The 23,961-nt window shown below is 68.7% G+C and carries 18 protein-coding genes; 5 read left to right on the top strand and 13 right to left on the bottom strand.

Features of this window, described 5'->3' with window-relative positions; translation table 11 throughout:
* Positions 1–79: 79 nt before the first annotated feature.
* From AC1RAD_RS16075 to AC1RAD_RS16115, 9 genes are all read right to left on the bottom strand, one after another.
* Complete coding sequence (locus AC1RAD_RS16075; RefSeq protein ID WP_492735889.1) at positions 80–853, bottom strand: hypothetical protein; 774 nt, start codon at positions 851–853, stop codon at positions 80–82.
* Positions 853–1,551 carry a phospholipase D-like domain-containing protein gene (locus tag AC1RAD_RS16080; RefSeq protein ID WP_070059346.1) on the bottom strand — a complete coding sequence of 233 codons (699 nt, stop codon included), beginning with the start codon at positions 1,549–1,551 and terminating at the stop codon, positions 853–855. The genes AC1RAD_RS16075 and AC1RAD_RS16080 overlap by 1 nt, the downstream gene beginning before the upstream one ends.
* On the bottom strand, positions 1,551–6,818 hold the full coding sequence (locus AC1RAD_RS16085) for a DNA repair ATPase (RefSeq protein ID WP_492735891.1): 5,268 nt from the start codon (positions 6,816–6,818) through the stop codon (positions 1,551–1,553). Before AC1RAD_RS16085 ends, AC1RAD_RS16080 begins: the two co-directional genes overlap by 1 nt.
* A 12-nt stretch (positions 6,819–6,830) precedes the next feature.
* Positions 6,831–7,376 (bottom strand): TFIIB-type zinc ribbon-containing protein, encoded by a 546-nt coding sequence (locus AC1RAD_RS16090; RefSeq protein WP_390344736.1) that lies wholly within the window; start codon positions 7,374–7,376, stop codon positions 6,831–6,833.
* A gap of 14 nt (positions 7,377–7,390) precedes the next feature.
* Positions 7,391–9,559: a flotillin family protein gene (locus AC1RAD_RS16095; RefSeq protein WP_062476401.1), complete on the bottom strand. Its 2,169-nt coding sequence runs from the start codon at positions 9,557–9,559 to the stop codon at positions 7,391–7,393.
* Positions 9,560–9,680: 121 nt separating this feature from the next.
* Entirely contained in the window at positions 9,681–10,325 is a 645-nt protein-coding gene (locus AC1RAD_RS16100) for an OB-fold-containig protein (protein ID WP_095744901.1), read from the bottom strand.
* 42 nt (positions 10,326–10,367) lie between these two features.
* Complete coding sequence (locus tag AC1RAD_RS16105; RefSeq protein ID WP_062476395.1) at positions 10,368–10,727, bottom strand: hypothetical protein; 360 nt, start codon at positions 10,725–10,727, stop codon at positions 10,368–10,370.
* A gap of 2 nt (positions 10,728–10,729) precedes the next feature.
* Positions 10,730–11,461: a PspA/IM30 family protein gene (locus AC1RAD_RS16110; RefSeq protein WP_492735894.1), complete on the bottom strand. Its 732-nt coding sequence runs from the start codon at positions 11,459–11,461 to the stop codon at positions 10,730–10,732.
* A gap of 12 nt (positions 11,462–11,473) precedes the next feature.
* A complete protein-coding gene (locus AC1RAD_RS16115) occupies positions 11,474–11,890 on the bottom strand; it encodes a YjfI family protein (RefSeq protein ID WP_307694001.1) in 417 nt (138 codons plus the stop codon).
* Positions 11,891–12,031: 141 nt separating this feature from the next.
* Here AC1RAD_RS16115 and AC1RAD_RS16120 point away from each other — a divergent pair, with 141 nt between their 5' ends.
* Positions 12,032–12,949 (top strand): LysR family transcriptional regulator, encoded by a 918-nt coding sequence (locus tag AC1RAD_RS16120; protein ID WP_492735896.1) that lies wholly within the window; start codon positions 12,032–12,034, stop codon positions 12,947–12,949.
* A gap of 15 nt (positions 12,950–12,964) precedes the next feature.
* Here AC1RAD_RS16120 and AC1RAD_RS16125 read toward each other — a convergent pair whose 3' ends face one another.
* Both AC1RAD_RS16125 and adh read right to left on the bottom strand, forming a co-directional pair.
* Complete coding sequence (locus tag AC1RAD_RS16125; RefSeq protein ID WP_095947459.1) at positions 12,965–13,342, bottom strand: DUF779 domain-containing protein; 378 nt, start codon at positions 13,340–13,342, stop codon at positions 12,965–12,967.
* A complete protein-coding gene (gene adh / locus AC1RAD_RS16130) occupies positions 13,342–14,862 on the bottom strand; it encodes an aldehyde dehydrogenase (protein ID WP_492735898.1) in 1,521 nt (506 codons plus the stop codon). Before adh ends, AC1RAD_RS16125 begins: the two co-directional genes overlap by 1 nt.
* Before the next feature lie 234 nt (positions 14,863–15,096).
* Here adh and AC1RAD_RS16135 point away from each other — a divergent pair, with 234 nt between their 5' ends.
* Together AC1RAD_RS16135 and AC1RAD_RS16140 are read left to right on the top strand one after the other, a co-directional pair.
* Positions 15,097–16,992: a sigma-54-dependent Fis family transcriptional regulator gene (locus AC1RAD_RS16135; RefSeq protein WP_492735900.1), complete on the top strand. Its 1,896-nt coding sequence runs from the start codon at positions 15,097–15,099 to the stop codon at positions 16,990–16,992.
* Between the two features lie 56 nt (positions 16,993–17,048).
* Complete coding sequence (locus tag AC1RAD_RS16140) at positions 17,049–17,879, top strand: class I SAM-dependent methyltransferase (RefSeq protein ID WP_492735902.1); 831 nt, start codon at positions 17,049–17,051, stop codon at positions 17,877–17,879.
* A 7-nt stretch (positions 17,880–17,886) separates the two neighbouring features.
* On the opposite strand, the gene AC1RAD_RS16145 is transcribed toward AC1RAD_RS16140, so the two are convergent.
* Both AC1RAD_RS16145 and AC1RAD_RS16150 read right to left on the bottom strand, forming a co-directional pair.
* Positions 17,887–18,687, bottom strand: coding sequence for a DUF1266 domain-containing protein (locus tag AC1RAD_RS16145; protein ID WP_492735904.1), 801 nt, complete (start codon positions 18,685–18,687; stop codon positions 17,887–17,889).
* A 40-nt stretch (positions 18,688–18,727) separates the two neighbouring features.
* Positions 18,728–19,729, bottom strand: a complete 1,002-nt coding sequence (locus AC1RAD_RS16150; RefSeq protein ID WP_492735906.1) for a hypothetical protein — start codon at positions 19,727–19,729, stop codon at positions 18,728–18,730.
* A 330-nt stretch (positions 19,730–20,059) separates the two neighbouring features.
* Here AC1RAD_RS16150 and AC1RAD_RS16155 point away from each other — a divergent pair, with 330 nt between their 5' ends.
* Entirely contained in the window at positions 20,060–20,446 is a 387-nt protein-coding gene (locus AC1RAD_RS16155; protein ID WP_492735908.1) for a DUF4259 domain-containing protein, read from the top strand.
* Between the two features lie 220 nt (positions 20,447–20,666).
* A complete protein-coding gene (locus AC1RAD_RS16160) occupies positions 20,667–23,858 on the top strand; it encodes a hypothetical protein (protein WP_492735910.1) in 3,192 nt (1,063 codons plus the stop codon).
* Positions 23,859–23,961: the final 103 nt, after the last annotated feature.

A 23,961-nucleotide genomic window follows, 5' to 3' on the forward strand; every position in this document is an offset into this window, starting at 1 on the left:
TCTAGGAACAGATGGCGATGAACGGAATTGCTCGGATGGCAGCAGGCCTTCGCGAAACGCGAAGACCCGGCGGTGCGCCCTACTTTTTCTTCAGCGTGGACGCTGGCCTGGCAACCACCGGCGGCTCGGCCGGCGTCTTCACCCAGCCGCGCAGCATCACGCCCAGGCAGATGCCGGCCGCGAAGATGAGCCAGTACACCCACGACGGCAGGTTCTCCACGCCGCTGTGCAGGTTCATGCCGAAGGCCGCGCCGATGGCCATGAGCGGAAAGGTCAGTGCGGCGATGGTGTTGAGCTTGTGCTGCGCACGGCTCATCTCGAGGGCCGAGTGCGCCTGCGCCTCGGCCGCTCGTGCAAGCCGGTAGTCGAGCGACATGCGCGTGTCGGCCAGCAGCAGCTCGAAGCCGCGTGCGATCTCCACTGCGAGGTCGCGCTGGTCGATGAGCATCAGGTCGCCCTTGACCGCATCGCGCGCGGCCTGCAGGGTGTCCTGCATGTTCCGCGCGGCGCGGGTGAGCGGGATCAGCGGGCCGAGGATCTGGAACAGGTCTTCCGAGGTCTCGGCGGCCTGGTGGCGGATCTCGAAGGTGCTGAACGCCGCGCGATAGCTTTCGAGCAGCTTGGCGAGCGCGCGCTCGCCGGGGTTGTTGCCCTTGTGCAGCCACGCGCCGTCCGGCTTGCGCAGGAACACGATGGGCTTGCGTTCGGCGCCGGTGCCCAAGGGCGGCTCGTGCAGGATCACCATCAGGTGCTCCTGCTCATGGATGATGCGCTGCGCGCCGTAGGTACTGCCGCCCAGCCGCTGCTGCATGGCAGCGGGCAGTTCCCAGTCGTAGTCGATTCGTCTTGGCATCAGGGGGCCTGCAGTTCTTTCCACAAGGTGTCGAATTCGTCCGCGAAGCGGCGCACCAGTGGCGGGTCGTTGCTCAGCACCAGGTTCTCCTCGTTGTACTCGCAGGCGCTGCGGGTCCAGTTGTAGCTGCCATTGAGCAGCCGCGCGCCGTCGAAGATCGCGAACTTGTGGTGCATGTGGGCCTCGGTGCGGTCCACCGCCACCGGAATGCCGGCCGCGCGCAGTTGGCCGACGTCGCTGCCGCGGTCGTACTCCTTGTCGTTGTCGGTGATGAAGCGCACCGTCACGCCGCGCCGGTGCGCGGCCAGCACCTCGGCGGTGATGCGGTCGTCCGAGAGCGTGAACACGCACAGGTCGACCGCGCGCTTCGCCGTTCGCAGTTGCTGGTTGATCGCCTGCAGGCAGGCCGTGCCGGGGCTGAAGTAGGCCTGCGATCGCACCGTGACGCTGTCGGGTGAACGGCCGGTGTCGATCGCGCGCACCACGCCTTCGAGCCACTTGAGCAGCGACAGCTGCTCGGGGTCGGCGGTGCGCGAACGCACGAGGTCGAAGGCGCGGTTGCGCAGCTGGCGCAGGCCGTCTTCGGGGGGCGAGGCCTCGCGCAGAGTGTGGACCAGCACGCGGCGCTCGTCGTCGCTCAGGCGCGTGTCGGCCAGGGTGGCGTCGAGTTGGGCCAGCAGTTCGGGCAATGCGGACATCAGTGATCCTTGTCGGCTTTGGGCGGAGATGGTGGCGGTGGCACGCGCTTGGGCGCGGCCCGCGTGGCCTGCACCTCGGCGGCGAGGCGCTCCATGTCCTGCTTGATCGAGCGGTCGAGTTCGAGCCGGCGCTCGGTCGCCGTCACCAGCGGCAGGATCAGCTCGCGGTAGGTCACGGCGATCTGCAGCATGGCGTCGGCCAGGCGCTGGCTCTCGTTCGGTCCCTCTGCGGCAGGCTTGGGCTCGGGCTTGAGCGCGTCGACCGCGCGCGCCACATCGAGCATGCTGCTCGCGATGCGCTGGCTGCCGTCGACGTCGGCGCCGCCGAGCTTGCGCTGGCGCACGAACTCGTCGCAGATGGCGCTCCAGCGCGCGCTTTCCTCCGGCGTCGGACTGCCGAGCAGTTGCGCGAGGCGCAGCAGGTTTTCTTCCGCGCCGGTGGTCAGCGTCTGGGCCTCGCCGCGGTAGTGGTCGCGCAGCAAGGCGTCGAGCTCGTCGTCGCGCATCAGCGCGGTGATCTTACCGGCGAGCTTGGTCATGTTGCGGTAGCTGCCCTGCAGCTTGAACGGCGGCGCGACACGGTAGGTCTCTTGTTGCGCGGCCGATTCGATGTACGCGAGGTTCACCTTCAGCAGCAGGTCGCGCGCCCGGAACAGGCGCTGCAGCAGCGCCTTGATCTCTTCCAGCTCGACCGAACTGTAGGCGTGCGAGAGCGCGCTGCTCGGCACGTCGTGACCCTGCGCCATCTTCACCAGCAGCTGCACGTCCTTCGGATCGCGCGAGGCCAGCGGCATCAGCGTGGGGTTGGAGGTCAGGCTGTTCTCGATGTACGAGAGCGCGAACGCCGCCTCGCGGCCCGAGAGCACGTCGCCCAGGTTGTAGATGTCGGCGCGGTTGGCCAGCATGTCGGGGATCTTGAACACGTCGCCCGACTCGGTGTACGGGTTGCCCGCCATCACGATCGCGAAGCGCTTGCCACGCATGTCGTAGCTGCGCGGCTCGCCGTTCCACACGCCCTCGATGCGGCGCGTGCCGTCGGCCAGCGCGATGAACTTCTGCAAAAACTCGGGGCTGGTGTGCTGGATGTCGTCCAGGTACAGCATCACGTTGCTGCCCATCGCCAGGCCCAGGTTGAGCTTTTCCAGCTCCTGGCGCGCCGCACTGTTGGGCGCGTTCGCCGGGTCGATGGCCGTCACGCCGTGGCCCAACGCCGGGCAGTTGATGCGCACGAAGATCAGGCCGAGGCGGTCGGCCACGTACTCCATGAGCGTCGTCTTGCCGTAGCCGGGCGGCGAGATCAGCAGCAGCAGGCCCATGCGGTCGGTGCGGCTGCCCTCGCCCGCCGAGCCGATCTGCTTGGCCAGGTTGTCGCCGATGATGGGCAGGTACAGCTCGTCGATCAGCTGGTTGCGCACGAAGGTCGACAGCGGCTTGGCCTGGAACTGGCTCAGCTTGAGCCGCGCCTTCTCGCGCTCGAGCAGTTCGTGGCGCAGGCTGTGCAGCGCCTCGTAGCCCGGCACCGCGTGCATCGTGTGGAACAGGAAGCGGCGCCAGAAGTCGTTGAGGTTCAGCGTCAGGCGCCCTTCGGCGACGCGCGGGTGCTCGCCACGCAGACCCTCGACGGTGCGGTCGAGCGCGGCATTGACGCGGGTGCGCTGCAACGGCATGGCCAGCACGCTGGCCGCGTCGTCGGTCCAGTCGACCGATTGCGGGGCCTGGTGCGCCGCGTAGGCGCGTACCCAGTCGCGCGCCAGGCGCCAGCGCTCGGCCGGCGGTGCGGCATCGAGGTCGTGCTGCCACGCGTCGCGCCGGCCGCCGCGCTCCAGCTCGCGCAGCAGCGCCGCCGCAAGGTCTTCGCCTGCACCCGACACGGCCCAGGTCTCGCCGCCATGTGGGCCGGCAAGTTCGCGCACGAGGTATGCGGCGGCCTGGTCGCACAGGGTGGTCACGCGGCCGTCGTGCGCGTCGCGTGTTTCGTCGTTTGCGGTGTCGGCCACGGGCAGCAGGTCGGGCACCACGTCGCGGGCGAAGTGGTTCAATGCGCGCGCGATGTCGGCTTCGAGCTGCTCCAGCGCATCGCGCCGGCCGAAGAGCGCCAGCATCTGCATCGCGGCACGCGCGCGGCGCAGCATCGATTCGCGGTGCGCGATCAGATGGCCGTGCTGCCAGTAGAGCAAGGCCAGCGCGCGTTCCGTCGGCCCCCAGGCGAGCAGGCCCGCCTGGTCCTGCATGCCGACGAGCGCGCCCAGCAGGCGCATCGCGTCGTCGTCATGGATGCCCTTCTGGTAGCCCTCTTGATACCGCGCCGCAGCGAAGCGGCGAACCATGTCGAGCAGCTGCGGATGCAGCGGGTCTTCGGCCAGCAGCGTGAGCACTTCGGCCCACGCGCGCTCGGCCTTGCCGTCGAGCAGCGCCTCCAGCAGCCGGCCGGCGAGGTATTCGGCGCGCGACAGCTCGGGCGTCTCGGACACCAGCGACTGGTTCCAGTAGCGCTGCAGCGGCAGCAGCCGGGGCTCGTCGACCGGGCTCTGGTAGTCGGTGCCCGTCACCTGGTAGGCCATGCCTTCGTCGCGGGCCACGAGCGTCAGGTCGACCGGCTGGCGGTGCACGGTGAAGGCGTGGCGGCCCAGGCGCAGCGTGTCGCCGCCCTCGCTCACCAACTCGCGCTTGTCGCGGATGGAGCGCAGGGCCTGGTCGCGCGCGGTCTTCAGGCGCGTGTCGAGCTCGTCGGCCGGCACCGCAGCGCCCAGCGTGCGCAGGTCGGCGATCAGCGCGTGCAGCTTGCCGATCATCGGGTCGGCCGCGAAGTAGCTGTGCACCTGCGTCAGGTCGCCGAACTGCGCGATGCGGCGCGGAATGCCGTCGAGGATGCGCCCTGCCGCGTCGACCACGCCCTGCGCACGGCGCTGGCGCGCGTCGACCAGGCTCTGGCGGCGCGCGGACAGCGCCTCATACACGGTCTCGCGCTTTTCGGCGATGTCGGCCAGGAAGTCTTCCTGCTCGGCGAAGCGGCCTTCGATCTCTTCCAGCTGGGCCAGCAGGCGCGTGAGCGCGTCGTCGCACTTCTCGGGCGTGTCGGCGAACTCCAGCGCGTTCTCGACCGCCTGGCTGAAGAGCTTGAACTGCGCGCCGAATTCGGCACGCGCCTCGGTGGCTCCGAGCGACTTGCGCCGCGCGCGTGCATCGGCGCGCATGCGGTTGATGTCGGCGTAGATCAGCGAGATGCGGTCCAGGATCGACGTGCGAATGACCGCGTCGCCGCCCGGCAGGCTGCCCAGCTGTTCGGTCAGCAGGTCGAGGCCGGCCGCCTGCTCGTCGAGCGTGGCCAGCATCTGGCCGAGCGCGGGCGAGGTGGCCAGGTTCGGCAGTTCGAGCGCGAGCTTGTCCAGCGCCTGGCGCTGGCCGTGGAAGGCCGTGTCGGCCGCCAGGAACTGCATCGCGCGCTCGCCGATGCGCTGCTGCTCGACCTCGAGCGCGGCGTCCATCGCGGCGATGCGCGGCAGGTCGGCATAGCGCAACTCCTTGAGCATCTGCAGCGCGCCGCGCCGCTCGCGCAGCCGGCTCAGCGCCTTCACGAAATCGTCGGGCGCGCGCCAGAGGGTGCTGGCAATGTCGACCAGCAGCGCGTGCTGCTCGTCTTCCGCGCGGGCCAGCGCACGCGCGGTTTCGCGGCGGATGGTGTCAACCTTTTCGAACTCGGCCAGCGTGCTGCGCGCCACCTCGGCGATGCTGCGCAGCTCGGCCATGAGGCCGGCGGCCTCGGGCGCGTCGAGCCAGAAGTAGGCGTCGCTCACGCGGGTGCACTGGCGGATCAGGTCTTCGTAGGCGGCGCGCGTGGGCGCCTGCTCGCGCACCGCGCGGGCGATGCCCATGAGGTCGCTCACGCCGCGCACCAGCTCGGCGTTGCCGATCTTGCCGAAGAAGCCGGTAGCGGGCGGCTGCGCGCTCACGTGCTCTTCGCTGGCGAAAGGCGTTTGCCACAGCTGCATCGGGTGCACGCGCGTGGGCTCGACGTCGTCGCCGTTGAACACCAGCATGCGGCCGTCGGCACAGCGCGCGTAGCCGTTGGCGATGATCGGCGTGGCGAGCTTCTTGTCGATCAGGTTGTAGTTGAAGAGCGCATAGCGCCCGGGCTTCGGGTCGTAGAACACATAGGCCACGTCTTCGCCGTTGGGCGAGCGCAGCATGCGCTTGAAGCGCAGGTTTTCCACCACCTCGGCCGGCAGGTCGAAGCGTTTGTACTCGCCCGACTGCAGGTAGTAGCCGCCCGGAAAAATGATGCCGTGGTCTTCGGGCAGCTGCACGCAGGAGCCGCCGATGGCGTCGATGCGCTCGACCTGCTGCGTGCGGATGTTGAACACCAGGTAGCGCGTGACCTGCTCGCGGTAGGGCTTCACGCGCAGCAGGATCAGCATGCCGAGCTTGGCCCATGCGATCTCGGCGTCGGTGAGCGACTGGCTCTTGTCCTCCACCGGCTCGCTGTAGATGCCCAGGCCGGTCTCGGTGTTGTTCTCGATCTTGACCGTGAGGTCGCCGCCCAGCGTCTCGACGAACACGGTGTCGAGCACGTTCACGTGCGGATGCTTGCCGCCCACGTGGTCTTCGCGCGTGGCCACGGTCCACTCGAAGTCGTGGCTCGCGGGCAAGGCGATGTCGCGCTCGCCGCGGTTGTCGATGTAGTTGATGCTGCCGTTGCGCTCGATGGCCCAGCGGAACACGCGCACGTCGTGCAGCTGCTGGCCGATCTGGAACGAGGCGAGCAGCTTGTCCTGCGTCACGCGCAGCTGCAGCAGCGTGGCCTGCTTGTAGTAGGCGTAGAGCTCGCGGAAGTCGGAGGCAAAACGCGCGTCTTCCAGGAAGGTGCCGGCCAGCGGCACGGGCTGCAGTTCGTCGTTCTCGGTGGCGGCTTCGCCCGGCGATGCGAGCCGGTACAGGCCGAACACGTCGCCCACGGCCGTTTCCTTGCGCAGGCCGATGAAGACGTTGTAGCCGAACAGCAGCAGGTCGCCGATGCGCACGATGTCGCGCGCCACGGCGTTGTTCTCGGTGCGCGCGCGGGTGCGCAAAATCAGCGCCTGGTCGGAGCGGCCGAACTCGGCCAGCCGCTGCTCGTTGAGCGCCTGCGTCTTCTTGAGCAGGCCCTCGCCCTGGGTTTCGAGCCGCTTCTTCAGCAGGTCGTAGCTGCCGCTGCCGGAGACCAGCGCTTCGGTGGGGTCGATGGGGGCCTGGGCGCCGGGCGGCGCTGCGGTGTCGTCGGTGGGTTGCATGGATCGGCGCGGTCAGTCCGCGCGCAGCAGTGCGAGCAATTCGTCGCGGTGAGGCTGGGTGTCGAGCCAGGCGCGGATGCGGTCCAGCTCGTCGATGCAGTCGTCGCCGTAGCGGCGGCGCAGCGCGGCCAGGCGCGCCTCGCGCACCTCCTCGGTCTGCAGCCTGCGCTGCCAGCCGTCGGACAGCAGCTCGTCGAGCCGGCCGGCCAGGCCGCGGCTCACGAGGGCGCGCCATTCGCCCTGGTCGAACCAGAGGTTCTGGCAGGCCACGCAGCGGTCGATGCGAAAGTCAGGCCCGGCGCTCACGCGCAGGCGCTGCATCAGGCGATCGCATTCCGGGCAGTGGCGCACGGCGGCGATGTCGAACACCTCGATCACCTCGTCGTCGACCTCATGCGGCACGCGCTTCGGGTCGGCGGCCTTCCAGCTGCGCCAGTCGTCCATGTCCATCACCATGCCGTGGCAGTCGCCGCACTGCACGCCGAGCAAGGCTTCGGCGAGCGCGACGGGCTGCATCGCGGCATGGGCGGCGCAACTGCACTTCAGGTTCGGGTTCATCGCGCGCCCCCGGCTCAGTTGCGGAAGGAGGAGATCAGGTTCTGCAGCGCCGACTTCTGGCTTTCGGTGCCGTCGTTGGCGATCTTGCTCATCAGCGATGCGACGCTGAGATTCTGGATTTCGCCCGACGAGTTGCCCAGCGCGCCGACGATGTCGCGCAGGTCCTTCACCACGTCGCGCTCGCCCGAGAGCTGTTCCTTGAAGGCGACCTGCACCGCCTGGCTCTTGGAAATGACGCCGTCGATGCCCTTGCCCACGGAGAGCGAGCGCACGAAGCTGTCGAAGTAGTCGCCCGAGCCGCCCACGATGTCGATCTTGGCGTTGGCGAGCGCGGTGCCCAGCACGTCGGCCTGTTCCTTGGCGATGGACGTCTGCGCGTCGATGCCCTTCATGGTTTCGATGTGCGACTTTTCCAGGCGCATGCGGAACTCTTCGTGGTCGCGGGTTTCGGGGCTCATGGACTTCATGGCCTCGAACTTCTCGTGCAGGCCCTTCGCCTCGGCGTTGAAGCGCGCTTCGATGACCTGTGCATCGGCCTGGCCCGACTTGAGCGTGGCCTCGGCGTCGGCCGTGCGCACGTTGACTTCGGCGAGGCCCAGCTTTTCCTTGCCCGACGCCTCGGCCTCGAACTTGGCACGCATGCCGGCCGCTTCGGCCTGCGAACGGGCTTCGATGACCTGCGCATCGGCCTGGCCGGCCTTGAGGATCGCATCGGCATCGGCCTGGCGCACATGCACGTCGGCCAGGCCCAGCTTTTCCTTGCCCGACGCCTCGGCTTCGAAGCTTGCGAGCTTGGCCTGGGCCGTGGCGATTTCGACCTTGGCGGCGGCCAGGCCCGGTGCGGCGGAAATGGCTTCCACGCCTTCGGCTTCGCGCTTCTTCGATTCGGCGTCGCGTTCGGCCACCTTGAGCTTGGCGTCGGCCAGCGTGAGTTCTTCGGCGGCCTTGTGGCGGGCGCGCTTCTCTTGCGTTTCGGCGGCCTTCACGTCGAGCACCATCTTCTCTTCGGCCTGGCCCTCGGCCATGATCACGACCGACTTCTTGGTGCGCTCAGCCTCGGCGACCACGCGCAGTTCCTTGATGGCTTCTTCCTGTTCGGCCACGGTGCGCTCGACCACGATGCGCTCGCGGATCACGTCGGCAATGGCCTTCTTCTGCACTTCGACGGCCTTGTCCTTCTCGATGCGCTGCAGGGTCACTTCCTTCTCACGATCGACGATCTCGAGGTCGCGGGCACGCGTGACCTTTTCTTCCTCGATGGCCACCGCGCGCTTGCGGTTGTTCTCGGCCACTTCCTTCTCGCGCTGCACGTTCTCCTGCTGCACCGAGACCGACTGCTCGGCCATGAGGCGCGCGGTTTCGGACTTGGTGCGCTCTTCGGACTGGATCTTGGAGGTCTCGGCTTCTTCGCGGGCGCGCACGCTGGCAATTTCGCGCTGCTGGCGCGCGGTGGCGTCGGCCTGCTGGCGCTCGAGCTCGAGCAGCGCTTCTTGCGTCTCGACGTTCTTCTTCTTGATCTGCATTTCCTCGTTGCGGCGCAGCTCGTTGGTGCGCACGTGCTCGACCGCCGTCAGCTCGGTGATCTTCTTGATGCCCTGCGCATCGAGGATGTTGTTGGCGTCGAGTTCCGACAGCGGGGTCTGCTCGAGGTAGTCGATGGCGGCGTCTTCGAGCACGTAGCCCGAGAGGTCGTTGCCGATCTGGCTGATGATCTCGTCGCGGAAGCCGTCGCGCGCCTGATAAAGGTCGACGAAGTCCATCGACTTGCCCACGGTCTTGAGCGCTTCGGAGAACTTGGCGGAGAACAGCTCTTCGAGCGTCTCGTGGTTGGAGGCCCGCGCGCAGCCGATGCCTTGCGCCACCTTCAGCACGTCGTCGGCGGTCTTGTTCACGCGCACGAAGAACTTCACCTTGATGTCCGCGCGGATGTTGTCGCGGCAGATGAGGCCCTCATTGCCCGAGCGGTCGATCTCGATGGTCTTGACCGAGATGTCCATCAGCTCGGCCTTGTGGATGATCGGGTAGACCATGCGGCCGGTGAAGGTCACCTCGGGCTCGGCGCGCAGCGTGTTCACGATGAGGGCGTGGCCCTGTTCGATCTTGCGATAGAACTTGGCGAACATCGCGAACAGGCCGAGGATGACGACGGCCAGTATGACCACGGCGAAGATGATGGGCTCCATTTTTTCTCCAGATGCTTTAAGAGCGAGCGAACGAACTTGGGTGAGGGATGCGCGCGGGCAGAAGGTGTGAGTGAATCCGGCGTGGCCGATGAACGGACATGGCGGGTTCGTTCACGCCTTCTCAGACGATGTCTTCGTGCGCCGCGATGAGGTAGCGCGCGGCCACCTCGTCGTATTCGAGGATGAGCGCGTGCGAGCCGCGCTTGAGGGCGTTGGGCGTGGGCGCCCAGACGCGGATGTTGAGGCTGGCGCCGCGGCGCGCCACTTCGGCGCGGCCGTCCTTCTCGTTCACCACGCCGGTGACGACGCGGCAGACCTGGCCCACCAGCGCCGCGTTGCTCACGGCCGTGTGGCTCACGAAGAGGCCCTTGAGCGGGCGGATGGCCACCGCCGTCACCGGGATGGCAAGGGCTGCACTGGCCACCAGCAGCACCGTGCCGGCCACCAGCTTGAGCACCATCGTCGGCACCAGCGGCAGCAGCCACTCGCCGCCCAGGCACGAGAGCGTCCAGGCCACGAGCACCAGCAGGCTCACGGCCACCGAGAACGGCACGCCGTTCAGGCCGAAGGCGACCACGTAGCTCGCGATCTGGCCCATGTCGCTGGTGTCGCCGTCGGCATGCGTCTGCAGGTCGACGTCGATCCCGCTGCTCTCGAAGTCGACCATGCCGACCACCGCGAGCACCCAATAGATCACCACGACGCCGAGCAGCACCGTGTAGATCGCGGTGGGGTACCCCGTCACCGCTCCCATGAAATCGCCCATTGATCCTCCCGCGTGCGGGTTGGTTGTTGTTCTCTTTTCTTCTTACCTGCCGCCCGGCTTCTTCGTGCCGGTGTTCTTCTTGTTCGCCTTGCCTGCAAAGGCAATCAGTTCGCGCGTGGCCCTCTCCTTGATGGCCAGGCGGTCGTCAGGTGACAGACCATACCGCGCCGCCAGAAATTCGTAGTCGGCCGTGTTCAACGACACCGTGAGACGCGGCCGCTTCGGCTTCGAGGTGGTCGCCAGCCCCAGCACCTGCCGGATCTGGTCGGGCGTGGACACATGCTGCTCGAACGCCGCGGTGCGCACGGCCTCGAGCACGGCTTCTTCCACGTCGAAGGCCACCTGGACCGCGCGGATCGCCTCGTCCGAGCCCTGCCAGCGTACCGGCTTGACCCGCACCATCGTCACTCCGACGCCGGTTCGGACGGCTTGGGCGGTTCGGACGGCTTGGCCTGCCGGGCGCGGATGCGCTCCATCACCTTGCCGGTGCGGTCGACGTCGTTGCCGATGCCTGCCGCGGCCAGCTTCTTCTCGAGCGCGCTGTGGCCGAGCTCGTCTTCGAGCTGCTGGCCTGCCGCCATGCGATCAGACAGATCCTCGTGGCGCGAGCGGATGCGTTCCAGCGACTCGCGCGCGCTGGCCAGGCGCGAGCCGCCGCTGCCGATGTTCTCGGAGATCGACTGCGTGGCGCGGTAGACGCTCTCGGTGGTCTTGGCGATGCCGATCTCGCGCTCGTGCTCGCGGATGCGCGCCTCGGCCGACTTGATCAGGTCCTTGAGCCGCGACACCTGCAGCGCATACGAGGCGTGGGCCTTGGCCTGCTCCTCGAGCTCCTGCTCGAGCGTGCCGACCTTGGCGGCCACGTCGAGCGCCAAGCCTTCCTGGGTCTTGTTGAGGGCTTCGAGCGCCAGGCCTTCGTAGCGCGCGACCTCGCCCTTCAGGCGTTCGATCTCGCGGGCCGACTGCATCTCCTTGGCCATCACGCCCGTGAGGTCGCCCTTGGCCTTTTCGATGCTGTGCTTGGCGTCGATGATTTCCTGCTCGTAGATGCGCGTGGCGTTGCTGTCGATCACGCTCTCGCCGATTTCGCGGGCGCTGCCGCGCAGCAAGGTGACCAGCTTCTTGATGACTGTCATGATGATCTCCGCTTAATTCAGGAATTCGGACAAGGCGTCGAGCGCATCGAGCGCGTTGTCGCTGAGCACGGCCACTTCGCGTGCGATGTCTTCCACGCTCGCGTTGCGCCCCAGCGCCCCCGTGAGCACGTAGCGCCCGCCCACGCGCCCGAAGGACGACAGCGGGACCGAGGGATTGAGGTCGAGCAGCGATTCGAGCAGCTCGGTGCGCCGCGCGGGTTTCACTTCTTCCTCGGTCCAGAGGTAGCAGATGCAGATGATCTGCATGTCGGAACTCGTGACGAAGATCGGCAGCTCATCGCGCCCTTCGATGCTCACCTGGACCACGGGCGTGCTGCCCGGAATCGGCTGCAGCTGAACAGACAGCCCGCCCATCGCAGCACCGGCCAGCACATCGAGGCCTTCGAGTTGATCCAGCAGTGATTGCATACCTCTCCTTTGGGTTGTCTACCGTGGGAAGCGCGCGATGCTTCGATGGATTCACTATAGGTGCAGCGACATAACATGTCAAAAATTCTTTTAACCCGTGCGCATGACTTTCGGCACTGGCGCGCTCTCTAGAATCCGCCGATGGCCAGCACCATCAACCCCGCGCGTGTCGATTTCGTGACGCTGCGCCTGTTCTGCGCCGTGGCGCAGTCGGGCAGCATCACCAAGGGCGCGGAAGCGTGTCACCTCGCGCTCTCGGCGGCGAGTCGGCGCCTGTCCGAGTTCGAAGCCGCCACCGGCTCCAAGCTGCTCGAACGCAGCGCCCAGGGCATCGCGCTCACGCCCGCCGGGCATGTGGCGATGCAGCATGCGATGCGCCTCTTCCAGGGCTTCGAGCAGTTCAGCAACGAGCTGGGCGACTACGCCAGCGGCGTGCGCGGCCACGTACGGCTGTGGGCCAATATGTCGGCGCTGACGGAGTTCCTGCCGACCACGCTGGCGGCCTTCCTCGGACAGCATCCCGATATTCGCGTCGAGGTCGAGGAACAGCTGAGCGGCGACATCGTGCGCGCGCTGGTCGATGGCCTCGCCGACGTGGGCGTGTTCGCCGAGAACACGCCCGCCTACGGCCTCGACGTCGCGCCCTTCCAGACCGACGAGCTCGTGGTGCTGTGTGCCAAGCCACATCCGCTAGCCCGACTGCGCGCAAAGCAGGTCGATTTCAAGACCTGCCTGGCGCACGAATTCGTGGGGTTGAACCGCAGCAGTTCGCTGCTCGAGCTGACTTCGCGCGCCGCTGAACAGGCCGGCATTCCGATGCGGCTGCGCGTGCAGGTGCGCAGCTTCGATGCGATGTGCCACATGATCGCGGCCAACCTCGGCATCGGCGTGGTGCCGCTGGCCGCCTGCAAGGCGCAGGTGGCCGCGCTCGACCTGAAGGTGGTGCACCTGAAGGACGCGTGGGCCACGCGGCGCCTGCTGATGGCGACGAAGACGGGCGCGGCGCTGACGCCGGCTACGCAGCTGCTGGTGCGGCAGCTGCTCGCTTCGTCGAACTGACGACCGGCCCGGGCCCTACTCCGCCCCCTCGGCCTCGAGCACCGCCCACTCCGCCTCCGTGAACAGCCGCGAGCGCGTCAGGAAGCGCACGCCCAGCGGCCCTTCCAGCGAGAACATCCCGCCGCGCCCCGGCACCACGTCGATGATCAGCTGCGTGTGCTGCCAGTACTCGAACTGCGGCCCGCTGATGTAGAACGGCATGCCGCCGATGCGGCCCAGCAGCCGGTCGTAGTCGCCCACGATGAACTCGCCCTGCGCGTAGCACATGGGCGCGCTGCCGTCGCAGCAGCCGCCCGACTGATGGAACATCAGCGGGCCGTGCCGTGCGGCGAGGTCGTCGATGAGCGCGAGCGCCGCGTCGGTCGCGGTGACGCGCAGGACCTCGCCGGTCATCAGAAGAAGCCCAGCTTGTTCTCGCTGTAGCTCACGAGCAGGTTCTTGGTCTGCTGGTAGTGGTCGAGCATCATCTTGTGGTTCTCGCGCCCGATGCCCGACTGCTTGTAGCCACCGAAAGCCGCATGCGCCGGGTACTGGTGGTAGCAGTTGGTCCACACGCGGCCGGCCTGGATGCCGCGGCCCATGCGGAAGGCGCGGTTCATGTCGCGGCTCCACACGCCGGCGCCCAGGCCGTAGAGCGTGTCGTTGGCAATCGCCAGCGCTTCTTCCTCGTCCTTGAACGTGGTGACCGACACGACCGGGCCGAAGATCTCTTCCTGGAAGATGCGCATCTTGTTGTGGCCGCGGAACACGGTCGGCTTCACGTAGTAACCGTCGGCCAGGTCGCCGTCGAGCTGCTGGCGCTCGCCGCCGATGAGCACCTGCGCGCCCTCCTGCCGGCCGATGTCCAGGTACGACAGGATCTTTTCCAGCTGCTCGCTCGAGGCCTGCGCGCCGATCATGGTGGCCGCGTCGAGCGGGCTGCCTTGCTTGATGGCGGCCACGCGCTTCAGTGCACGCTCCATGAAGCGGTCGTAGATCGACTCCTGAATCAGCGCGCGGCTCGGGCAGGTGCAGACCTCGCCCTGGTTCAGCGCGAACATCGTGAAGCCTTCGAGCGCCTTGTCGAAGAAGGCGTCGTCGCGCTCCATCACGTCGGCAAAGAAGATGTTGGGTGACTTGCCGCCCAACTCCAGCGTCACCGGAATGAGGTTCTGGCTCGCGTATTGCGAGATCAGCCGGCCGGTGGTGGTCTCGCCGGTGAAGGCGATCTTGCCGATGCGGTTGCTCGACGCCAGCGGCTTGCCCGCCTCCACGCCGAAGCCGTTGACCACGTTGAGCACGCCCGGCGGCAGCAGGTCGCCGATGACCTCCATCAGCACCAGGATCGACACCGGCGTCTGCTCGGCGGGCTTGAGCACCACGCAGTTGCCGGCCGCCAGCGCGGGCGCGAGCTTCCACACGGCCATGAGAATCGGGAAGTTCCACGGAATGATCTGGCCGACCACGCCGATGGGCTCGTGAAAGTGGTACGCGAAGGTCTCGTGGTCGATCTCGCTGATGCCGCCTTCCTGCGAGCGGATGCACGAGGCGAAGTAGCGGAAGTGGTCGATGGCCAGCGGCAGGTCGGCGGCCATGGTCTCGCGGATCGGCTTGCCGTTGTCCCAGGTCTCGGCGGCGGCCAGCATGGCCAGGTTTTCCTGCATGCGGTCGGCGATGCGGTTCAGGATGTTGGCGCGCTCGGTGGTCGAGGTGCGGCCCCAGGCGCCCTTGGCCTTGTGGGCGGCGTCGAGTGCGCGCTCGATGTCGGCGACGCTGGAGCGCGGCACTTCGCAGAAGACCTTGCCGGTGACGGGCGTGATGTTGCCGAAATACTGGTTCTCCACCGGCGCGACCCATTCGCCGCCGATGTAGTTGCCGTAGCGCGCCTTGAAAGGCACCGCGGTACCGAATTTGCCCGGTTCGAGCATGTCCATGGGTTGTCTCCGTTGGGTAAGGTGTGAACGGGCGCCACGACATGCGGCGGCCCGCACAGGCACCGCAAGCGGCATACCCGCGCGGATCGGGACAATCCCCAAGCCCCGCGCCACAGGGGCGCGGCCCGCGCAGAGGGTTTCCATTCGCAATCTGCGACAGATGGGCGCGACGGCGGCGACTACGATGTCGCACAAGGCGAATCGCCGGCAATCCCGCCCACGGAGTTCCGCAAGATGAGTGAAGCTTCCGCCCCCTCGGTCAGCGTCGCACAGGCCCGCGAGCTGTTCTTCGCGCAAGGCCGCGACCCGGCGCCGTGGATCGCGCCGCACATCTCGCGCTCGTGGCAGCGCAGCCGGCCGGTCGATCCGCATTGCATCGACCCGACGCCGATGGCGCCTTCGCTGCTCAACGAGCGGCGCGAGCAGGCGATGCGCCTGCTCAGCTGCGCGCAGCCCGAACTCGACGGGCTCGCCGAGCATGCGGTGGGCAACGGCTGCATCGTCGCGCTGTCGGACGCCAGTGGCCTGATCCTCGAGGAGATCGGCAGCCCCGACTTCCTGCCCAAGGCCCAGCGCGTGGCGCTGCAGCCCGGCGTGGAATGGTCGGAGAGCCACCGCGGCACCAACGCCATCGGCACCGCGCTGGCCGAGCGTGTGGCGCTGATGGTGCTTGGCGGCGAGCACTACCTGGCGCAGAACGGCCGGCTGGGCTGCGCGGCGGCGCCCATCTTCAACGGGCGCGGCGAACTGGCCGGCGCGCTCGACATCTCGGGCGAGACCGCGCGCGTGAACCACCACGCCCTGGGCCTGGTGCGCATGGCGGCACAACAAGTGGAGCACCGCATGCTGCTGGCCGAGGCCTCGGGCCATGTGCTGCGCTTCCACGCGCGGCCCGCGCTGATCGGCACCGCGCGCGAAGGGCTGATGGTGATCGAGGGCGGGCGCATCGTGGCGGCCAACCGCGTGGCGCTCGACCTCTTCGGGCGCACGTGGGAGGGCCTGCTCGACCTCGACGCCGAAGAATTCCTGGGTGCGCAGTGGCCGCGCATGGAGCACCGGCGCAGCCTGCTCACGCTGCCGGGCGGACGGCAGATCGCGACCGTCATGGAGCGCACGGGCACGGCGAACAGCGGCACGGGCCGCTCCGGTGGTGCGCGGCAGGTGATGGCCGCGAACACAGCGCCCGTCGACAACGACGACGTGGTGCGCCCATTGCTGGCGCGCGCCGTGCGCGTGCTCAACGAAGGCGTGCCGGTGCTCGTGAACGGCGAGACCGGCAGCGGCAAGGAGGTGTTCTCACGCCGCCTGCACGCCGCCAGCCGCCGCAGCGCAGGCCCCTTCGTGGCGGTCGATTGCGCCTCGCTGCCCGAGACGCTGATCGAGGCCGAGCTGTTCGGCTACGAAGAAGGCGCCTTCACCGGCGCGCGCCGCAAGGGCATGCCGGGGCGCATCCGCGAAGCGCACGGCGGCGTGCTCTTTCTCGACGAAATCGCCGAGATCCCGCTCGCGCTGCAGACGCGCCTGCTGCGCGTGCTCGAAGGCCGCGTGGTCACGCCGCTGGGCGGTGGCCAGGGCGTGGCGGTCGATTTCGATTTGATTTGCGCCACACACGCCGGCCTGCCCGCGCTGGTCGAGGCCGGGCGCTTTCGCGCCGACCTGATGTACCGCGTGGCCGGCTTCACCGTCGCTCTGCCCGCGCTGCACGAGCGTGCCGACAGGCGCGCGCTGATCGCGCGGCTGTTCCTCGAATCGGGCGGCGCCGCCAAGCACCTCTGCCTGGAGAACGACGCGCTCGAACGCCTGGCCGCCTACCGCTGGCCCGGCAACGTGCGCGAGCTGCGCAGCGTGCTGCGCGCGCTGGTGGCGCTGGCCGACCCGGGCGATGCCGTGACGGCCGATGCGCTGCCCGCGCACCTGCAAGACGCCGCACCCCTTGCCGACTTCAGCGAAGCCACACTGTCGCAACCCGACGCGCCCCTGCAGACCATCACGCGCCACGCCATCGACGAAGCGCTGCGCGCCTGCGACCACGATGTGGCGCGCGCGGCACGCCGGCTCGGCGTTCACCGCAGCACCGTGTACCGCCACCTCGCGCGCCAGCGCCCGCCCGCGGGCAACACCAAAGACTGACTTGCCCGCACGCGCGGGAGCGGCCAGACTTTGCGCATGGCCCTGCCCCCGCATTCATGACCACCGGCAAATCCGCGCGCAAGCTCTCGGCCGTGCCGTCCACCTTGCGAATTCCGCTGGCCGCGCGGGCCTCGGGCGATGCGCTCTTTCCGCAGATGGCCGTGCGCGACGCCTACGCCGCCGGCATCCTCGAGCAGATCCGCGACGACGACCATGCCCTGCCCGACGACCGCACGACCATCTACGGCATCCTGGCGCGCACGCGGCGCTTTCGCAGCCTGGCGCAGGACTTCCTCAAGCTGCACCCGGGCGCGCGCGTCGTGAACATGGGCTGCGGCCTGAGCCATTACTTCCAATGGCTGGACGACGGCAAGTCGCGCATGACCGACGCCGACCTGCCCGAGGTGCTGGCCCTGCGCCGCGAGCTGCTGCCCGAAACCCATCCGCGCCACGACCTGCGCGAACTCGACCTCACGGCGCCCGACTGGTGGGAGCAGCTCGGCCTGCCGCGCAAGCGCCAGGCGCAGCCGGTCTTCCTGTTCACCGAGGGCGTGCTGATGTACCTCACGCCCGAGCAGGTGAACGCCGTGTTCGCCACCTTCGGCGAACGCGCGCCTGCGGGCTCGGTGCTGGCCTTCGATGCGATGTGCTGGCTGGCCGTGGGCCGCGCGCGCCAGCATCCTTCGGTGCGAGCGACCGGTGCGGAGTTCCAGTGGGGCCTGCGCCGGTACGAAGACCTCACGCAGCCCCATCCGCGGCTGCACCTGGACGGTACCTACCGCGTGATGGAAGGCATCGGCTGGCCCTACACGCTGTTCGCGCCGATGGTGCTGTTCTTTCTCGGCGTGCCGATCTACGCGGTATACGCGCTGAGGGCGAAGGACTAGGACCTCTTCAGGCGAACGGCACGCTGCGCCACGGGCTGCGCGTGTCGCTCAGCAGCAGGCGGTTGGTGCGCAGCAGATGCTCTTCACGCGCATCGGAGTACTGCCAGATCAGGCCCGCCGCGATGTACGCGGCGCTCACCTGCGACCAGTTGGCATAGGCCGCGCGCACCTGCGATGCCAGGCCGCCCGCAAAGTCCGCGAACTCCGCGCGGTCGATGAAGCCCAACTGCACGGCCCAGCGCGACAGGTTGGCCAGGCGCACCGCGTCCCAGGCCACCAGGTTCGTCAGCTGATCCGGCGCCACGCCGAAGTGCTTGCGCAGGGCGCCGACCCAGCTCTGGCTGCCCGTCATCAGCTGGCTCAGCTCGGCGCTCGAGTGCCCGGTCTGCGCGGACAGCGCCCGCATGTCCAGGTGCTCGCGCGCCTTGATCTGGAAGAACGCGGGAAACCACGCGTCCATGACCAGGCGCAGCACGCCGGGCGTGGACTGCACCGCCGCATCGATCGCGCCGATGGCCTTCCAGGCCGGCAGGTACTTCGCGCGCTGCCCTTCCTCGGTCAGCCAGCGCGCGGTCTGCTCGAAGCTCGCGCGGTCGCTCACATTCCACACCTGCGCGATGCCTTCGCGCAGGGTGTCGTTGTCCTTGCCGGTGAGCACCGCGTTCACGCAGTCGCCGTTGAAGGCCGACAGCGGCGTGCTCAGCGTGACCAACCATTGCTCCTGCGCGGAAAGCGCGGGCGCTGCGGCGTCGAACTTGAGCTTGTCGTTGTCGAGCATCGCGTGCGCGAGCGTGTCCTTGAACCCCATTAAAACTCCTCCGAATCTTGTTGAATGGCGCGCGGGCGGATCAGGCCTTCGATTGCAGGCGCACAACCTCCTGCTGCAGAAACGCGAGGAAGGGTGCGCGCAGCGATTCCTTCATGTGCGCGGGCAGCGCCATCGGCGGGGTCGAGCCCGTCAGCAGCTGGTCGCCCTTCTCCCCGATCTGCAGCGCACGCACCTCCACCCGCTCCAGCGCGATGCGCAGCGGCGACTCCATCAGGTCCTTGCCGTACAGCGCCTGCGCGGTGAGCGCCACGCCGTAGGGGCCGCCGAAGAGCGGAAAGTCGGCCAGCGCGAACTGCAGCGTCTCGCCCGCGGGAATCTGGAACTTGTCCGTCACCTTGCCCAGCTTCTTGGCCAGCTTCGGGTTGGCGGGGTCGAGCAAGGTGTCGACTGCACCGTGGTCGGCCACCAGCTCGGCCAGCGTCCAGACGCGCTGCTGCGCCTGCCGCTGGCTGCCGTTTTCCGCGTGGTACGCGAGCACCGCCGCGACCGTCGGTGCCAGCAGTTCGCCGCAGCGTTTGAGCAGCACCGGCTCGGGCGCGTCGGCCACGCCGGACCAGTCTTTCCATGCCTTGTAGCGCGCCAGCAGCGTCGAGACGAACGAAGGTGCATCGTCCGCGCGCGCAGGCAAGGCATGGCCCTGCGCCGGTGGCGGTGCGGCCGACAGCACGGTGAAGTCGTCCTGCACGTACACCGCCTGGTCGGTCAGCAGCAGCCCTTGCGAGGTGCGCTTGCCGCTGAGCCGGTTCATCGCGTGGTAGCCGAGGAAGAACAGCGGAATTTCGTCGCCCAGCCACGGCCTGGGCAGGTACATCTGCTCGACCGCCTGCGCGAACACCTGCGGCGCGTCTTCGTGGTCGGGGTGGTCCGCCTGGTCGGGCAGGAAGGAAAAGGCCGACAGGTCGGCATGCAACGGCGCCTGCACCTGTTGCTGCACGCGTGCGCGCAAGGCATCGCCGTGGCGCGCGCGTTCGGGCGGCAATGCGCCCAGGTGGTCGGTGAACGACGAAAAAACGAATGACATGCTGAATCTCTCCCTGAAACCGTGGTTGTGAATGGGTAAGCGGCCCGGCATCTGCTTCCGTGGGCCATGCACGGCAGATCGGCCGTGACCGCGGCGTGTCCTGGAAGGACACCGCCGCAACGCCGGCCCAAGGGAAGTGTTCCCCGGCGGCTCACGGACTGGATGATCACGCGCCCCCATGTCAGGAGCGCGGCCATGCTACTGGGAAGCGTCGCCTGGCATTCTGACGAATTCTGCGAGGCCGCGCGATCACGAGATTCGCGCCGCTAGCATCACCGCATCTTCAAACCGTGGCCGCACCGCGACACGCCACACACGGGAGTCAAACGAATGGGTACATGGTCGACAGCAGGCTTCGGCAACGACGAGGCGCTCGATTGGCTGGCGGAACTGCAGGAAGCCGATGACGCGCTCGCCTTCATCCGCGAGACGCTGGATTCAGGTTCGACCGAAGGCACCGTCGCCGCGGCCGAAGTGCTGGCACTGCTCGCCGGACACGGCAGCGCCGACGTGCACCCGGACGCCGTCGACTGGTGCGCCGGCAAGGCCGCGCCGCCGGCCGACTTGCGCCATGCCGCCGCCGACGCGCTGCAGGCCATCCTCGACGACCCCGACGCGGACGGGCACGACACCTGGGCCGAGCTGGGCGAGGACGACGAGGACTACCTTGCGTGGCTGACCAACCTGAAGAGCCTGCAGGTCCGGCTGCGCGGCTGAACCGCGCTGAACGCGCCCGGCGTTCCGGCCAAAGCGTGCGCCGTGTTACGTAACGAGTGGCGACAGCTGCCCGTTTTGCACCATTGGCCTGACAGGGCCATTTGCACAAAAATCGTTTCGAATCAAAGAGATACGGCGTTTCCGGTCCGTCGTTGACGGCCGAAGTCGAAGGCGGCACGCATGTTGCCCTCTGTAGTCATTTATTTGACGAGGAGGCCGCATGACCACCACCGTATCGCCGATCGCTTCGATCCCCGCCGCCGCCGAAAGCGGCGCTCCCGTGGTGCTTGCACAGGCCAGCGTCACGCCCCTAGGCCCTGTCGGGTCGAGCACTCCCATGGCCGCGCCCGCCGGGCCGACCAGCCTGGGCACCCTGTCCAACGCCACGCCCGGCACGGTCGTCATGCGCGACGGATTTCGCATGCCGGTGGACGGCAACCAGACCCTCATCGCCGGCGACCGCGTGATCGTGCCCGACGGCGGCCAGGCCAACGTGCTCTTCCCCGGCTCGGCCACCAACAAGGCGCCGCTGGCCGGTGTGTTCGCGGGTGGCACCGACGCCACCATCACCTCGACCAAGCTGTCCAGCGGCCTGGAGCAGGTGAACGTCGACGTGGCCGCGGGCAACCTCGATGTCACCTCGCCCGACAGCGACGCGGAAGCCGCGGCGCTCGCCGTGAGCAAGAAGACCGCAGCCGGCAGCGGCATCGGCCTGGGCGAATTCGCACTCGGCGCGCTGGGCGCCATCGGCCTGGGCGCCGCGCTGAGCGGCGGTGGTGGCGGCGACGGCGGCGGGTTCCCGCTGTTCGTGTCGGGCATCGGGGACAGCGACGCGGATGCCGATTCGGATGCCGATGCAGACGCCGACGCCGACTCGGATGCAGACGCCGATGCCGATGCCGATTCGGACGCCGACGCGGATTCGGATGCAGACGCCGACGCTGATGCGGACGCCGATTCGGACGCGGATGCCGATGCCGACGCAGACCACCTGCTCGATCCGGGCGACGGCCTCGCCGGGCACCTGCTGGGCGCCCTCGACAACGCGCTCGGCCTGGGCGGCGGTGCGACCAACGTGCGCAGCGCCTCCGGCTCGTCGGGCACGCTGGCCTCGCTGATGCCGGTGGCCGACGGCCTCACCGACCTCGTCGACGACCTGCTCTCGCCGGTCACCGGCGAGGAGTTCAAGCCCAACGATCCCAACGAGTTCGAGCCGGTGGACAACGCGGTCGAAAACATTGCCGTTCACGTGGGCGGCGTGCTGACCCCCGTGGTCGACGGCCTGCTCGGCGATGGCCTGACCGACGCCCTCGTCGGCTCGCTGATCGGCCAGGTCGACTACCTGACCGACGCGCTGGGCAATGCGCTGGAGAACGTGCTGGGCAGCGAAGGCCTGCTCGGCGGCATCACCACCCCGCTGGGCCTGGACGGCCTCGTGGACGACCTGCTCGGCACGGACGGTGTCGTCGGCCAGGTGCTCGAGGGGCTGCTGGGTGACGGCAGCCTGCTGGGCAGCGTGCTCGGCGAAGACGGATTGATCGGGCAGTTGCTGGGCGATGACGGGCTGCTCGGTGGCGTGCTGGGCGATGGCGGTTTGCTGGGCGGCGTGCTCGGTGGCGAAGGCGGCCTGCTGGGCGGTGTGCTGGGTGACGACGGCCTGCTGGGCGGTTTGCTCGGCGGTGAAGGCGGCTTGCTTGGCGGTGTGCTGGGCGATGACGGCCTGCTGGGTGGTGTCCTCGGCGGTGAAGGCGGCTTGCTCGGTGGTGTGCTGGGTGACAACGGCCTGTTGGGCGGCTTGCTCGGTGGCGATGGGGGTCTGCTCGGCGGCGTGCTGGGCGACGACGGCCTGCTGGGCGGCGTCCTCGGCGGTGAAGGCGGCTTGCTTGGCGGTGTGCTGGGCGACGATGGCCTGCTGGGTGGCGTCCTCGGCGGCGAAAGCGGCCTGCTCGGCGGCGTGCTGGGCGACGACGGCCTGGTCAACGGCCTCCTCGGCGACGAAGGCATCCTGGGCGGCGTGCTCGGCGGCGACGGCGCCCTGTCCGGCCTGCTCGGCAGCGAAGGCCTCACCGGCGGACTGCTCGGTGGCGACGGGCTCGTGGACAGCCTGCTCGGCCCCGACGGCGCAGTCGGCTCCCTGCTGAACGCGACCCCGCTGGCCGGCCTGCTCGGCGGCAAAGACGGCTTGCTCAGCGGCCTGCTGGGCGATGACGGACTCCTGGGTGGCGTCCTCGGTGACGACGGCCTGCTGGGCGGCGTGCTGGGCGACGACGGCATCCTCGGTGCCGAAGGCCCGGTCGGCGGCCTGTTGAATGGCGTCCTTGGCGGCGACGGCGGCGGCCTGCTCGGCGGTGTGCTGGGTGACGATGGTTTGTTGGGCGGACTGCTCGGCGGTGACGGCGGCCTGCTGGGTGGCTTGCTCGGCGACGACGGCATCTTGGGCGGCGTCCTCGGTGGCGACGGTGGCCTGCTCGGCGGTGTGCTGGGTGACGACGGCCTGCTGGGTGGCGTCCTCGGCGGCGAGGGAGGCCTGCTCGGCGGCTTGCTGGGTGACGAAGGCCTTCTGGGCAGCCTGCTCGGCGGCGGCGACGGCGGATTGCTTGGCGGCGTGCTGGGTGATGACGGCTTGCTGGGCGGTGTCCTCGGCGGCGACGGTGGTCTGCTCGGTGGATTGCTGGGCGACGACGGCCTGCTGGGTGGCGTCCTTGGTGGTGACGGCGGTTTGCTTGGTGGCGTGCTCGGTGACGACGGCCTCCTGGGTGGTGTCCTCGGCGGTGACGGCGGTCTGCTCGGTGGTGTGCTCGGTGACGACGGCCTCCTCGGTGGTGTCCTCGGCGGAGACGGCGGTCTGATCGGCGGCGTGCTCGGTGACGACGGCCTGCTGGGTGGTGTCCTCGGCGGTGACGGCGGTCTGCTCGGTGGTGTGCTCGGTGACGACGGCCTCCTGGGTGGCGTCCTCGGCGGCGACGGCGGTCTGCTCGGTGGCGTGCTGGGCGACGACGGCCTGCTGGGCGGCGTCCTCGGTGGCGGCGAAGGCGGCTTGCTCGGCGGCATCGTCGGCGAAGACGGCCTCGTGGGCAGCCTGCTCGGCGGCCTGCTCGGAGGCAAGGCCCCCGTCGCGGACATCCTGGAGCCGGTGTCGTCGGTGCTCTGCCATGCAAGCGACGCCGTGGCACCGGTCGTGGCCGAGGCCACGCAAGCCGCATCCGGCGCCGCGGTGCCCGCGGCCGACATCCTGGCCGGCGCCAGCTCGGCGGTCGCCCCAGTGGTCGCGGAAGTGGTGAACACCGTCGAGCACGCGGTCACGCCGCTGGTGTGTGAGGTCGTGGCCCCGATCACCAGCCTGCTTGACCACAGCGGCACGGGCTCTGCGCTGGCGCCCGTGACGAACATCCTGCACGGCCTGCTGGGCTGACCGAAGGGAGGGAGAGGCCGGCAACGGCCCTCCCCTTTGTTCCAATTCGCGCACACGAAGGCGCAGCGCACCGTTTCTGGCGCGCTGCGCCTTCGCACGCCTG

This window comes from Variovorax sp. GW823-FHT04B03, from assembly GCF_058796495.1.

What these genes read in the sequence shown, in the direction of transcription:
- AC1RAD_RS16075 (WP_492735889.1), bottom strand. Translation starts at nt 853, where the DNA reads ATGCCAAGACGAATCGACTACGACTGGGAACTGCCCGCTGCCATGCAG.
- AC1RAD_RS16080 (WP_070059346.1), bottom strand. Translation starts at nt 1,551, where the DNA reads ATGTCCGCATTGCCCGAACTGCTGGCCCAACTCGACGCCACCCTGGCC.
- AC1RAD_RS16085 (WP_492735891.1), bottom strand. Translation starts at nt 6,818, where the DNA reads ATGCAACCCACCGACGACACCGCAGCGCCGCCCGGCGCCCAGGCCCCC.
- AC1RAD_RS16090 (WP_390344736.1), bottom strand. Translation starts at nt 7,376, where the DNA reads ATGAACCCGAACCTGAAGTGCAGTTGCGCCGCCCATGCCGCGATGCAG.
- AC1RAD_RS16095 (WP_062476401.1), bottom strand. Translation starts at nt 9,559, where the DNA reads ATGGAGCCCATCATCTTCGCCGTGGTCATACTGGCCGTCGTCATCCTC.
- AC1RAD_RS16100 (WP_095744901.1), bottom strand. Translation starts at nt 10,325, where the DNA reads ATGGGCGATTTCATGGGAGCGGTGACGGGGTACCCCACCGCGATCTAC.
- AC1RAD_RS16105 (WP_062476395.1), bottom strand. Translation starts at nt 10,727, where the DNA reads ATGGTGCGGGTCAAGCCGGTACGCTGGCAGGGCTCGGACGAGGCGATC.
- AC1RAD_RS16110 (WP_492735894.1), bottom strand. Translation starts at nt 11,461, where the DNA reads ATGACAGTCATCAAGAAGCTGGTCACCTTGCTGCGCGGCAGCGCCCGC.
- AC1RAD_RS16115 (WP_307694001.1), bottom strand. Translation starts at nt 11,890, where the DNA reads ATGCAATCACTGCTGGATCAACTCGAAGGCCTCGATGTGCTGGCCGGT.
- AC1RAD_RS16120 (WP_492735896.1), top strand. Translation starts at nt 12,032, where the DNA reads ATGGCCAGCACCATCAACCCCGCGCGTGTCGATTTCGTGACGCTGCGC.
- AC1RAD_RS16125 (WP_095947459.1), bottom strand. Translation starts at nt 13,342, where the DNA reads ATGACCGGCGAGGTCCTGCGCGTCACCGCGACCGACGCGGCGCTCGCG.
- adh (WP_492735898.1), bottom strand. Translation starts at nt 14,862, where the DNA reads ATGGACATGCTCGAACCGGGCAAATTCGGTACCGCGGTGCCTTTCAAG.
- AC1RAD_RS16135 (WP_492735900.1), top strand. Translation starts at nt 15,097, where the DNA reads ATGAGTGAAGCTTCCGCCCCCTCGGTCAGCGTCGCACAGGCCCGCGAG.
- AC1RAD_RS16140 (WP_492735902.1), top strand. Translation starts at nt 17,049, where the DNA reads ATGACCACCGGCAAATCCGCGCGCAAGCTCTCGGCCGTGCCGTCCACC.
- AC1RAD_RS16145 (WP_492735904.1), bottom strand. Translation starts at nt 18,687, where the DNA reads ATGGGGTTCAAGGACACGCTCGCGCACGCGATGCTCGACAACGACAAG.
- AC1RAD_RS16150 (WP_492735906.1), bottom strand. Translation starts at nt 19,729, where the DNA reads ATGTCATTCGTTTTTTCGTCGTTCACCGACCACCTGGGCGCATTGCCG.
- AC1RAD_RS16155 (WP_492735908.1), top strand. Translation starts at nt 20,060, where the DNA reads ATGGGTACATGGTCGACAGCAGGCTTCGGCAACGACGAGGCGCTCGAT.
- AC1RAD_RS16160 (WP_492735910.1), top strand. Translation starts at nt 20,667, where the DNA reads ATGACCACCACCGTATCGCCGATCGCTTCGATCCCCGCCGCCGCCGAA.